We start from the raw sequence: 12130 nt of genomic DNA, 5'->3' as shown, positions 1-12130 counted from the left end.
GGTCCTGAAGGTGGGGGTGGTGGTCTCGGCCACCGGCCCCGCGGCCTCCTTGGGGATCCCTGAGCGGAACACCCTCCTCATCCTGGAGGAGCTCCTAAACCGTACGCGCGGTGTGGCGGGGCGGAAGGTCCAGTTCACGATTTTGGACGATGCCTCGGATACCACCCAGGCGGTGCGGAACACCCGGCGCCTGGTGGAGGAAGGGGTGGTGGCCGTCATCGGCACCACCACCACCCCCGCCTCCTTGGCCATGATCGACGTGGTGGCTGAGGCCAAGGTGCCCATGATCTCCCTGGCGGCCAGCAAGGACATCATCCACCCCGTGGATGCCAAGCGCTTCTGGGTCTTCAAGACCCCCCAGACGGAGGAGCTCATGGCCCGGGCCATCGTGGCCGACATGGTGGCCAGGGGGGTGAAGGAGGTGGCCTACATCGGGTTCAACGATGCCTACGGCGAAGGCTGGGCCCGGTTCTTTGAGGCGGAGGCCAAGGCCAAGGGGCTGCAGGTGGTTCAGAGCGAGCGGTACAACCGTACGGACACCTCCGTCACCGGCCAGATCCTCCGCATCTTGGCCAAGAGGCCCGATGCCGTCCTCATCGGCGCGAGCGGGACCCCGGCCGTCCTCCCCCAGAGGACCTTGAAGGAGCGGGGCTACCAGGGCCTTATCTACCAGACCCACGGGGTGGCCAACCCCGACTTCCTCCGGGTGGGCGGAAGGGATGTGGAGGGGACCTTTCTGCCCGCCGGCCCTATCCTGGTGGCGGAGCAGCTTCCGTCCACCTTCCCCTCCAAACGGGTGGCTCTGGACTACATCCAGCGCTACGAAGCCCGGTATGGCATCGGGAGCTACTCCACCTTTGGGGCCCATGCCTGGGATGCCTGGTTGATCCTGAGGCCGGCCCTGGAGCGCGCGCTTAAAAAGGCCGACCCTGAAAAGGATCTCGCCGCCTTCCGGAGCGCCCTCAGGGACGAGATCGAGGTGACCAAGGGCCTGGTGGCCACCCATGGGGTCTTTTCCTTTAGCCGGGAGGACCACCTGGGCCTGCGGTTTGAGGACGCGGCGGTGATGGTCCAGGTGGTCTCCGGAGGCTGGAAGCTCATCCGCACCTTCCGCTAAGCCATGGACGCCACCCTCCTTTTCTTCCTCCTCCTGGACGCTTTGCAAAACGGGGTCGTCTACGGGCTTTTGGCGATGGCCCTGGTTCTGGTCTTCGCGGTGACCCGGGTGATCCTCGTCCCCATCGGGGAGCTGATGATGTTTGCCCCTCTGTCCTACGTCTGGCTCTTGGAGGGGCAGCTTCCCGGGACGCTCTACCTCACCTTGGCCCTTTTGGGGGTCTGGGCGTTTCTGGAAAGGCGGCTCCCTCGGCTTGGGGTCCGCATCCTCGGTTTAGGGGTGGGGCTTTTCCTCCTTTCCTTCCTGGCCAAGGGCTTTGCCCTTTTGGCCTATCTGGCCAGCCTGGCCCTGGTCTTGGCCCTGGGGGTTTCCACCTACAGGCTTTTCTTTGAGCCCATGCGGGAGGGGACGGTGCTTTCCTACTTGATCATGGCCGTGGGGCTTCACGTGGCCTTTCAGGGCCTTGGCCTGGTCTTTTTCGGCCCGGAGCAGTACCGGCCCGACCCCCTTCTCAAGGGGGAGGTGGTGGTGGGGCTTTCCCGCCAGGCCCTCTTGGTTTACGGCTTCGCCCTTCTTGTGGTGGTTGGGCTTTACTCCTTCTTCCGGACCCTGTATGGCAAAGCCCTTCTGGCCTGCGCCCAGAACCGGGTTGGGGCCCGGCTCCTGGGGATCCGGCCCGAGGAAGGGGGGAGGGTGGCGGTGGGTCTGGCCAGCGGGGTGGCGGGGGTGGCGGGCCTCCTCCTTGCCCCCTTGACCAACGCCGCCTACTTCATGGGCTTCATGCTGGGGCTCAAGGGGTTCGTGGCGGCGATCCTGGGGGGGCTTGTCAGCTACCCCATGGCCTTCTTTGGAGCCTTCTTGGTCTCCTTGTTTGAGTCCTTTGCCTCGTTCTACGCGAGCGCATACAAGGAGGCTTTGGTGTTTTTGCTGCTTCTGCCCGCCCTCTTTTACCAAAGCCTCAGGGTGCGGACGCTGGAGGGGGAGGAATGAGGGCCTTCTGGTTTCTCCTGGCCTTGGTCCCCCTGGTCCTTCCCCATTCCTACCTGACCCCTTATGTCCTCTTCGCCATCGGGGGCCTGGTGGCCCTTTCCCTTTACCTGCTTACTGGGCTGGCCGGGATGACCAGTTTCGGCCAGGCGGCCTTCATGGGGGCTGCCGCCTACACCACCGGGCTTCTTACGGTACGCCTCGGGCTTTCCCCCTGGTTGGGCCTTATGGCCGGGGTGCTGGTGGCCCTGGGGTTTGCCCTGGTCCTGGGGGGGGTAACGGTGCGGCTTAAGGGCCATTTTCTGCCCCTTTCCACCATCGCCTGGCAGGTGGCGGTCTTCATTCTGGCGGGCAACCTGGTGGGCCTCACCGGAGGCCATACGGGCCTGACCGACCTTCCCGCGCCTCGCCTTTGGGGGTTTTCCCTGGAAGACGCACGGAGGTATGCGGTCTTCGCGGGCCTGGTTTTGGCGCTGGCGGTGCTGGCCTTATCCAACCTGCGGCAAAGCGCCTTGGGCCGCGCCTTTTTGGCCCTGAAGGGGGAGGGGTTGGTGGCGGCGAGCTTTGGGGGGAGCCCGGCCCGGCTTAGGCTTTGGGCCTTTCTCCTCTCCGGGGCTTTGGCGGGGGTGGCGGGCTTTCTGTACGCCCACTTCCTCCGCTTCGTCAACCCCACGCCCTTCTCCCTCGAGGCCAGCATCAAGTACCTGATCATGGCCGTGGCGGGCGGGGTGGGGAGCATCCCTGGGGTGCTTTTGGGCGCGGGGCTCATCACCGCCTTAGAGGACTGGCTCAAGGACCTCCTCCCCTTCCTCTTGGGCCGGGCAGGAAACTACGAGAGCGTGGCGTACGGGTTTATCCTGGCGGGCATCCTGCTTCTTTCCCCAAAAGGGCTTTGGCCCTACTTGGAGGGCCTTTTCCCCAGAAGGCAAGTCCGCCCCCCACGCCTGGACCGCCCTTGGGCCTTGCCCCGGCCGGGAGGGGAGCGGGGGGAGGTGGTTTTAAAGCTCGAGGGCCTTTCCAAGGCCTTCGGAGGACTTTTGGCGGTAAACGGGGTGAGCTTTGAGCTCAAAAGGGGGGAGATCCTGGGCCTGATCGGCCCCAATGGGGCCGGGAAGAGCACCACCTTCAACCTCATCACCGGGGTTTTGGCGCCTTCCGGGGGCCGGGTGGTCTTCAAGGGGCGGGAAGTGACCGGCCTTCCCCCTGAGGCCATCCACCGGTTGGGCCTGGCCCGGACCTTCCAGCACCCCCACCTTTTCCCCGAGCTCACCGTTTTAGAGAACGCGGCCTTGGGGGCGTTTGCCCGGGCCAGAGCGGGGGTCTTGACCATCCTTTTGGGCCTGCACAAAAAGGAGGAGGAGGCCCTCTTGGCCACGGCCTACCAGGCCCTGAGGCGGGTGGGGTTGGAGGGGCTGGCCCTGGAACGGGCGGCGCGGCTCAGCGCGGGGCAGCAGCGGCTTTTGGAGATCGCCCGGGCCCTTTCCGCCTCCCCTGAACTCCTCCTCTTGGACGAGCCCGCCGCGGGTCTTAGGGCGGGGGAGAAGCGGGAGCTGGCCCGGCTTCTTAGGCGGCTTTCCGAAGAGGGGGTGACCCTGCTTCTGGTGGATCACGACATGGACCTGGTCATGGGCCTGGTGGACCGGGTGGTGGTCATGCACTACGGGGAGAAGCTGGCCGAGGGAAGCCCCCAGGAGGTGCAGCGGAACCCCCTGGTGCGGGAGGCCTATCTGGGGGAGGTGGTCTAGGTGCTCCAGGTGGAGGACCTCACCGTCCGTTATGGGGCCTTGGAGGCGGCCCGCCACGTCTTTTTACGCCTCGACGAGGGGGAGGCGGTGGCCCTGATCGGTCCGAATGGGGCGGGAAAGACGAGCGTCCTGAGGGGCATCCTGGGCCTGGCCCGGGCCTTGGGGCGGGTGGTGGTTGCGGGCCAGGAGATGCCTTATCGAAGCCCGGAGGCCCTTTTGGAACGGGGTCTGGTCTTGGTTCCGGAGGGGCGGGCCCTCTTCCCCGGCCTCAGCGTGGAGGACAACCTCCTTCTGGGGGGGTTCGCCCGGATCAGGCGGGGGGAGGGGCTCAGGGAGGATCTGGAGCGGGTTTACACCCTTTTCCCGCGGCTTAAAGAGCGGCGGGCCCAGATGGCGGGGACGCTTTCTGGGGGGGAGCAGCAGATGCTGGCCTTGGGCCGGGCCCTGATGAGCCGGCCCCGCCTCCTTCTTCTGGACGAGCCCTCCTTGGGCTTGGCCCCCCTTGTGGTTCGGGAGATCTACCGGGTCTTGGAGGAGCTCAGGCGGGAGGGGACCCCCCTTTTGGTGGTGGAGCAGAACGTGAGGATGGCCCTTTCCCTGGTGGACCGGGCTTACGTGATGGAGGCGGGGGAGGTGGTCTTGGAGGGGAAGGCCCAGGAGCTTTTGCACGACCCACGGGTGGTGGAGGCCTACTTGGGGGTAAGGGCAGGATCCGAGGGAGAGGCATGAAGGACCCGTTCATGGAAACCTTGGGGCTTCAGACCCTTTCCCTGGGCGCAGGGGAGGCGGTGGTGGAGGGGGTGGTGCGGGAACCTCACCTGAACCTTCACGGCACCGGGCATGGAGGGTTCTTGTACGCCTTGGCAGACAGCGCCTTTGCCTTGGCCAGCAACTCCCGGGGCCCGGCGGTGGGCCTTTCCACCCGGATGGACTTCTTCCGGCCGGTGAGGCCGGGCGAACGGGTGCGGGCCGTGGCCCGGGAGGTGTTTCTTTCCCGCAGGACCGCCACCTACCAGGTGGAGCTCCTGCGTCTAGGTGAGGAACAAGAAAGGGTAGCCCTTTTCATCGGAACGGTTTACCGAATGGAGGTGAAGGATGTACCAACCGGAACTCGAGACCCTGCCTAGGGAAAAGCTAAGGGCTTTGCAGGAGGAAAGGCTTAAGCGGATCATCCAGTACGTCTACGAACGGGTCCCCTTCTACCGGAAGGCCCTGGACGAGGCCGGGGTGGACCCCAAGGGGCTTTGGGGCCTCGAGGACCTCCCAAGGATCCCCTTTACCCAAAAGGCGGACCTCCGCGACCATTACCCCTTCGGCCTTTTCGCCGTGCCCAGGGGGGAGGTGGCCCGCATCCACGCCTCGAGCGGCACCACCGGGAAGCCCACGGTGGTGGGGTATACGAAGAACGACCTCCAGGTCTTTAAGGAGGTGGTGGCCCGCTCCCTGGCCGCGGCGGGGGCCAGGCCGGGGATGATGCTCCACAACGCCTACGGCTACGGCCTCTTTACCGGAGGGCTGGGCCTGCACGGGGGGGCGGAGGCCTTGGGGATGACGGTGGTTCCCGTCTCGGGGGGGATGACGGAGCGGCAGATCCTGCTCATCCAGGACCTCCGCCCCGAGGTGATCAGCTGCACCCCCTCCTACGCCCAGACCCTGGCGGAGGAGTTCCGGAAGCGGGGGGTGGACCCGGGGGCGCTTTCCCTCGAGTATGCCGTTTTGGGGGCTGAGCCTTGGACGGAGGCCATCCGGAAGCAGGTGGACGAGGGCCTGGGGGTGAAAAGCACGAACATCTACGGCCTTTCTGAGATCATCGGCCCTGGGGTGGCCAACGAGTGCGTGGAGGAGAGGCAGGGAAGCCACCTCTGGGAGGACCACTTCCTCCCCGAGGTGGTGGACCCTACCACGGGCGAGCCCCTCCCCGAGGGCAAAGTAGGGGTTCTGGTCTTGACCACCCTGACTAAGGAGGCCATGCCCCTTCTGCGCTACTGGACGGGGGACCTCACCTTCCTCATCCATGAGCCTTGCACCTGTGGCCGGACCCATGTGCGCATGGGTCCCATCCTGGGCCGCACCGACGACATGCTGATCATCCGGGGGGTGAACGTCTACCCCACCCAGGTGGAGGCGGTTCTTAAGGATATCCCCGGGGTGGAGCCCTACTACCAGATCGTCCTCAGGCGGGAGGGAACCCTGGACGAGGCGGAGCTTAGGGTGGAGGTCTCGGAGGCGGTCTACAACGAGGTGGACCGGAAGGTCCTTTCCGAAGAGGTCATCGAAGGGGACCACCGGCTTCATGCTTTGCGGGAGAGGATTGCCCACAAGATTAAGGACACCATCGGCGTCTCGATGAAGGTGACCCTCCTGGCCCCGGGGGAGGCTCCCAGGAGCGAGGGGGGAAAGCTGAGGCGCGTTTTAGACTTGAGGCCGAGATGAGGCCGATTCCCTTGGGATACGAGGCGGTTTTTGAGACCGTGGTCACCCCGGAGATGACGGTGAACTTTGAGGAGCTGGGCCCGGTCCACCCCGTCTACGCCACCTACTGGATGGTCAAGCACATGGAGCTGGCGGGCCGGAAGATCATCCTCCCCTTTTTGGAGGAGGGGGAGGATGGGATCGGAAGCTATGTGGAGGCGAGGCACCTGGCCTCCGCCCTGGTGGGGATGCGGGTGAGGGTGGTGGCGGTCCATGAAAAGACGGAGGGGAACCGGGTATACGCCCGCTGTTTGGCCTACAACGAGCTGGGGGATCTGATCGGGGAGGGGAGGACGGAGCAGGTCATCCTGCCTAAGGGGCGCCTGGAGGCCCTTTTCCAAAGGCTCCTGACCCGCTGGAAGGGAGTGTGAGGTGGGACACTTGTCCCCTCCCCATTCCTGCGGTAAACTGATCCTAACGATCGTTCGTTAGCTATGAGCCGGAAACAGGAGATCCTCACCGCCGCTAGCAAGCTCTTCAGCCAAAAGGGCTTTCACGCCACCAGCATCCGCCACCTGGCCAAGGCCCTGGGGGTCCAGGGTGGGAGCCTTTACGCCCACATCTCCTCCAAGGAGGAGATCCTTGTGGAGATCGTTCGCCGGGCGGCGGAGCGGTTTTTATCCATCGGAGAGGACCTTTCCGGAAGCCCCGTAGAGAAGCTGAGGCGGCTTATCCAAAAGCACCTCGAGGTCATTGCCGAGGAACAGGCCTCGGCCACGGTCTTTTTCCACGAGTGGAAGTTCCTTCCCGAGGAGAAGAGGCGGCAGGTCCTCCTCTGGCGGGACACGTACGAACGTCTGGTCCAAAGGGTGGTGGAGGAGGGGGTGGAGGCGGGGGTCTTCCGGGTGGAAAACCCCCGGCTGGCGACCTTGTTCCTCCTTTCCGCCCTCAACTGGACCTACCAGTGGTACCGCAAGGACGGCCCCCTTTCCCTGAAGGAGCTTGCCGAGGAGTACGCGCGCCTGGCTTTGAACGCCCTAGGCGCACGGGAGGTGGAGGATGGTGAAGCTTAGGATAGGTCAGCCGGAGGACCCGGATTACCAGGAGAGGCTGGAGGCGTTTGAGGCCCGGATCGCCCGGGGCGAGAAGATCGAGCCCGGGGACTGGATGCCCGCGGAGTACCGGCGCCAACTCATCCGGATGATCTCCCAGCACGCCCATAGTGAGGTGGTGGGGATGCACCCCGAAGGGGCCTGGATCCTCCGGGCTCCTTCCCTCAGGCGGAAGCTTATCCTTCTGGCCAAGGTGCAGGACGAGGCGGGGCACGGCCAGTACCTCTACCATGCGGCCGAGACCCTGGGCATAAGCCGGGAGGAGATGCTGGAGGCCCTCCTCGAGGGCCGGGCCAAGTACTCCAACATCTTCAACTACCCCACTTTGACCTGGGCGGATGTGGGCATCATCGGCTGGCTGGTGGACGGAATGGCCATCAAGAACCAGACCATGCTGGCCCAGTGCTCCTACGGCCCCTACTCCCGGGCCATGGTCCGGATCTGCGCGGAGGAGACCTTCCACCACAAGCAGGGAAAGGAGGCGGTCCTCCTCTACGCCCGCGGAAGCCGGAAGCAGCGCCAAATGGTCCAAGACGCCCTGAACCGCTGGTGGTGGCCCACCCTGATGATGGCCGGCCCCCCGGACACCGACTCCCCCCACACGCCCTTGCTTTTGCGCTGGGGGATCAAGACCAAGACCAACGACCAGATCCGGCAGGAGTTCCTAAACGAGCATGTTCCGGAGCTTCTGGACGCGGGGCTTTCCATTCCCGATCCCCATCTTCGCTACGACGAAAAGACGGGAAACTGGAGCCACGGCCCCATCCCCTGGGACGAGTTCTGGAAGGTGATCGGGGGGGAGGGCCCCATGAACCGGCACCGCCTCGAGGCCCGGCGCCGGGTGCACGAGGAGGGGCGGTGGGTGCGGGAGGCTTTGGAGGCCTACGGCAGGAGGCGGTTGGCCGTGGCCGCGGACTAAGGGAGGCGGTATGGATACCGAGTGGCCCCGCTGGGAGGTCATCAAACAGGACACCCCCACCGCACCCTTGCAGATGCTGGGCTCGGTGCACGCGGCGGACCCTGAGCACGCCCTCCTCGTGGCCCGGCACGTCTTCGTTCGCCGCCCTTCCGCTCACGCCCTTTTCGTTGCCCCCGCGGACGCCTTTTTCATGGTCACGCAGGAGGCGCTCAAGGAGGGAGGGTGGGAGGTGGAGGTGCCTGGCCATCCGGAGAAGCCCTACCAGGTCTACCGGAAGGCCTCCAACCGCCGGAGCATGATCTACGGGGAGCTGGCGGGCAAGGTGGTGGCCCAAAACCCGGTGGATGCGGTCAAAAAGGCGCTCCTCGAGCTTCCAGGCCCCTTTTTCGCCCTTTGGGTGGTTCCCGAGGAGGCCCTTTACGGCACCGAGGAGAGCCCGGAGGTGCGGGAGAGCTGGTTTGAGCCCGCCAAGGGGAAGGTTTACCGCCTCCAGTCCTATTACGGCCTGGTGGGCCGGCATCCCAAGGAGGTGAGGCGTGGATAGTCTGGAGGCTTTGCTTGCCCAGAAACTGAGGGCCATGGCCGACGACGAGGTGGTCCTGGCCCAGCGGCTTTCGGAGTGGGTCTCCTATGCCCCCATCCTCGAGGAGGACATCGCCATCGCCAACCTGGCCCAGGACGAGCTGGGCCATGCCCAGGTCTACCTGGAGCTGAAGAAGGCCATCGACGGGGTGGAGCCCGACCAGGAGGTCTTTTTCAAAGATCCCCTGGCGTTCCAAAACGCCGTCTTGGTGGAGCTTCCCAAGGGAGACTGGGCCTACACCATGGTCCGCCAGTACCTCTTCGACCTCTACGAGAACCTCTGGCTTAAGGAGGCACAAAAGAGCGGCTACCTGCCCCTGGCCGAGGCCGCGGCGAGGATCCTCAAGGAGGAGCGCTTCCACCTCAAGCACGCCTCCTTGTGGGTGGAAAGGCTGGCCCTGGGGACGGAAGAGTCCCACGCCCGAACCGCTAGGGCCTTGGAGGAGCTCTGGCCCTATGCCCGGCAGCTCTTCCAGCCCCTGGAGGGGGAGGAGGCTTTGGTGGAGGCGGGGCATCTGCCGGACCTTAGGGCGCTTTGGCCGGAGTACGAGGCGCAAGCGAGGGGGTTTTTGCAGGGCCTGGGGCTCGAGCTTCCCCAGAAGGGGTACACCCCGAAGAGCCGGTCCGAGCACACGGAGCACCTCTGGCCCTTAGTGGTCCTGATGCAGTCCGTGGCCCGCTGGGACCCGGAGGCCAAGGCATGGTAGAGCGGTACTGGGAGGCTTTAAAGGGGGTCATGGACCCGGAGATCCCCGTCCTTTCCGTGGTGGAGATGGGGATGGTGCGGGGCCTCGAGGTGCTTCCCCTCGAGGGCGGGAAAGGGCCGGGGGAGAGGGTACGGGTCCGTTTCCGCCCCACCTTCTCGGGCTGCCCCGCCCTGCGGGTCATCCAGGAGGAGATCCGAAAGGCCCTGGAGGCGGCGGGGGCGAAGGAGGTGGAGATCGCGACGGAGTTTGCCCCCTGGAGCACGGAGGAGCTTTCTCCAGCGGCCAGGGCCAAGCTAGAGGCCTATGGCATAGCCCCTCCGCTGCCCTTGGAGGCCCTGCCTCTGGCTGAGCCCCGTTGCCCGAGGTGCGGGAGCGGGCAGGTGGTTTTGAAAAACCCCTTTGGCCCCACGCTGTGTAAATCCCTCTACCAGTGCGAGGCCTGCAAAGAGGTGTTTGAGGCCATGAAAACGGTGTGAGCCGGTCCGCGTTGCCTTCGCGAAGCGAAACACCGAGTTGCTTTCGCGAAGCGAAACACCGAGAGGAGGAGATCTTGCCCACACGGAAACTCCAGCACTACATCCTAGGCGGTTTTCACGAGAGCCCCGGCGAAGGGGTGCCCGTTTTTGACCCCTATACCGGGGAAGAGGTGGCGCGGGTCAGCGGCGAGGGGCTTGATTTTGGAGCCATCCTCGAGTACGCCCGCCAGGGAGGCCAGGCCCTAAGGAGGCTTTCCTTCGCCGAGAGGGGACGGATTCTCAGAGCGCTCGCCGAGCACCTTTCCCAGTCCAAGGAGGCCCTTTACGAGGCCTCCCACACCGCCGGGGCCACCCGGAAGGATGCCTGGTACGACGTGGACGGCGGGATCGGGGTGCTTTTCAGCTACGCCAGCCTGGCGCGGAACCTTCCCGAGGGGGGGCTTCTCCCGGAGGAGGAGTACCTTCCCCTTTCCAAGGACCGTTCCTTCCAGGGCCGGCACGTCCTCGTGCCCAAGGAGGGGGTGACGGTCCAGATCAACGCCTTCAACTTTCCCGTCTGGGGGCTTTTGGAAAAGTTCGCCCCCGCCTTTTTGGCGGGGGTTCCCACCCTGGCCAAACCCGCCACGCCCAGCGCCCAGGTGGCGGCGCGGCTGGTGGAGCAGATTCACGCCTCGAGGCTGCTTCCCGAGGGGAGCCTCCAGGTGGTCTACGGAGGCCTCGAGGGCCTGTGGGGGCGGCTTTCCTATCAGGACTCGGTCTTCTTCACAGGCTCCCAGGCCACGGCCCTCCGCCTTAGGGGCGTGCTTCCTCCCGAGGTCCTTTTCAACGCGGAGACGGACTCCTTAAACGCCGCCCTTTTGGGCAGAGGGGTTACGGAACCCCTTTTGCACCGGTTTGCCGAGGAGGTTTTCCGGGAGCTTTCCATCAAGGCTGGCCAGCGGTGCACCGCCATCCGCCGGGTCCTCGTGCCCAAGGAACGGGTGGAGGAAGTGGCCGAGGCCATTGTCCGCCGGCTTTCCACCCTTCGTGCCGGCGACCCTCGGGAGGAGGCCACCACCTTACCCCCCCTGGTGAGCCTGAGGCAGAAGGAGGAGGTCGGCCGGGTGGTGGAGGCTCTTTTGAAGGCGGGGGCCTCTTTGCTGTACCGGCATCCGGTGGACGATGGGGCCTTTTTCCCCCCGACCCTTCTTTTGGCCCAGGAGCCCTTCCAAAGGGCGGTCCACACCCTGGAGCCCTTCGGCCCCGTAGCCACCCTTGTGCCCTATGAGACCCTGGAGGAGGCGGTGGCCCTGGCCAACCTGGGTGGGGGAAGCCTGGTGGCCACCATCGCCACGGAGGACCTGGAGGAGGCCCGCGCCCTGGTGCGGGGCCTGGCCCCCCATCACGGCCGGCTCCACCTTTTGAACCACCGCACGGCCGAACCCTCCACGGGCCACGGTTCCCCCTTGCCCCGCCTGCTTCACGGGGGGCCGGGCCGGGCCGGGGGCGGGGAGGAGCTGGGAGGGCTTTTGGCCGTCAAGCGGCACCTGCAGCGGGTGGCCCTCCAGGCCGATCCGGAAAGCCTGACCGCCCTTTTGGGGGAGCATGCCTGGGGGGCGGAGAAGCCCGCAGGGGTGCATCCCTTCCGCAAGTACTACGAGGACCTGGAGGTGGGGGAGACCCTCACCACCCACCGGCGCACCGTCACCGAGGCGGACATCGCCGCCTTTGCCAACCTCTCCTGGGACCACTTCTACGCGCATACGGACGAGCTTGCGGCCAGGGAGAGCCTTTTCGGCAAGCGGGTGGCCCACGGCTACTTCGTCCTTTCCGCGGCGGCCGGGCTTTTTGTGGACCCCGCGCCCGGGCCGGTCCTGGCCAACTACGGCCTGGAAAGCCTCCGCTTCCTCGAGCCCGTGGGGGTGGGGGACACCCTCCAGGCCCGCCTGACGGTGAAGAGCAAGCGCCCCCGGGACGAGAGGACCGGGGTGGTGGCCTGGGACGTGGAGGTGGTGAACCAGGAGGGTAAGCCCGTGGCCGTCTACACCATCCTTACCCTGGTCCAGAAGCGACCTTAGTGGCCCGGGCCACACC

13 protein-coding genes are annotated in these 12130 nt (G+C 65.7%); all 13 read left to right on the top strand.

The annotated features are described in order from the left end of the window. Positions 1–4 precede the first annotated feature (4 nt). On the top strand, positions 5–1117 hold the full coding sequence (locus C4301_RS06715) for an ABC transporter substrate-binding protein (RefSeq protein WP_503012403.1): 1113 nt from the start codon (positions 5–7) through the stop codon (positions 1115–1117). A gap of 3 nt (positions 1118–1120) precedes the next feature. Further along, the gene (locus C4301_RS06710; protein WP_352414328.1) at positions 1121–2107 is read left to right on the top strand and encodes a branched-chain amino acid ABC transporter permease; all 987 of its coding nucleotides are present in this window, start codon (positions 1121–1123) and stop codon (positions 2105–2107) included. Next, complete coding sequence (locus C4301_RS06705; RefSeq protein WP_352414327.1) at positions 2104–3849, top strand: branched-chain amino acid ABC transporter ATP-binding protein/permease; 1746 nt, start codon at positions 2104–2106, stop codon at positions 3847–3849. The genes C4301_RS06710 and C4301_RS06705 overlap by 4 nt, the downstream gene beginning before the upstream one ends. Then, a complete protein-coding gene (locus C4301_RS06700; RefSeq protein WP_352414326.1) occupies positions 3850–4578 on the top strand; it encodes an ABC transporter ATP-binding protein in 729 nt (242 codons plus the stop codon). Continuing rightward, positions 4575–4976, top strand: coding sequence for a hydroxyphenylacetyl-CoA thioesterase PaaI (gene paaI, locus C4301_RS06695; protein ID WP_352414325.1), 402 nt, complete (start codon positions 4575–4577; stop codon positions 4974–4976). The genes C4301_RS06700 and paaI overlap by 4 nt, the downstream gene beginning before the upstream one ends. Continuing rightward, positions 4945–6282, top strand: coding sequence for a phenylacetate--CoA ligase family protein (locus C4301_RS06690; protein WP_352414324.1), 1338 nt, complete (start codon positions 4945–4947; stop codon positions 6280–6282). Before paaI ends, C4301_RS06690 begins: the two co-directional genes overlap by 32 nt. Continuing rightward, positions 6279–6692 carry a thioesterase family protein gene (locus C4301_RS06685; protein ID WP_352414323.1) on the top strand — a complete coding sequence of 138 codons (414 nt, stop codon included), beginning with the start codon at positions 6279–6281 and terminating at the stop codon, positions 6690–6692. Before C4301_RS06690 ends, C4301_RS06685 begins: the two co-directional genes overlap by 4 nt. Before the next feature lie 63 nt (positions 6693–6755). After that, positions 6756–7334, top strand: a complete 579-nt coding sequence (locus tag C4301_RS06680) for a TetR/AcrR family transcriptional regulator (RefSeq protein ID WP_352414322.1) — start codon at positions 6756–6758, stop codon at positions 7332–7334. After that, positions 7321–8292: a 1,2-phenylacetyl-CoA epoxidase subunit PaaA gene (gene paaA / locus C4301_RS06675; protein WP_352414321.1), complete on the top strand. Its 972-nt coding sequence runs from the start codon at positions 7321–7323 to the stop codon at positions 8290–8292. Before C4301_RS06680 ends, paaA begins: the two co-directional genes overlap by 14 nt. 10 nt (positions 8293–8302) lie before the next feature. Continuing rightward, positions 8303–8836, top strand: a complete 534-nt coding sequence (locus C4301_RS06670) for a phenylacetic acid degradation protein (protein ID WP_352414320.1) — start codon at positions 8303–8305, stop codon at positions 8834–8836. Then, a complete protein-coding gene (paaC, locus tag C4301_RS06665; protein ID WP_503012402.1) occupies positions 8829–9581 on the top strand; it encodes a 1,2-phenylacetyl-CoA epoxidase subunit PaaC in 753 nt (250 codons plus the stop codon). Before C4301_RS06670 ends, paaC begins: the two co-directional genes overlap by 8 nt. Further along, positions 9575–10057 carry a 1,2-phenylacetyl-CoA epoxidase subunit PaaD gene (gene paaD, locus C4301_RS06660; protein ID WP_352414319.1) on the top strand — a complete coding sequence of 161 codons (483 nt, stop codon included), beginning with the start codon at positions 9575–9577 and terminating at the stop codon, positions 10055–10057. Before paaC ends, paaD begins: the two co-directional genes overlap by 7 nt. A gap of 74 nt (positions 10058–10131) precedes the next feature. Continuing rightward, positions 10132–12114: a phenylacetic acid degradation bifunctional protein PaaZ gene (gene paaZ / locus C4301_RS06655; RefSeq protein ID WP_352414318.1), complete on the top strand. Its 1983-nt coding sequence runs from the start codon at positions 10132–10134 to the stop codon at positions 12112–12114. Positions 12115–12130 lie beyond the last annotated feature (16 nt).

The organism is Thermus sp. (assembly GCF_040290245.1).
GTDB lineage: Bacteria > Deinococcota > Deinococci > Deinococcales > Thermaceae > Thermus_A.
The sequence above is the reverse complement of the archived record's forward strand: the minus strand, read 5'-3'. Positions and strand labels throughout refer to the sequence as shown.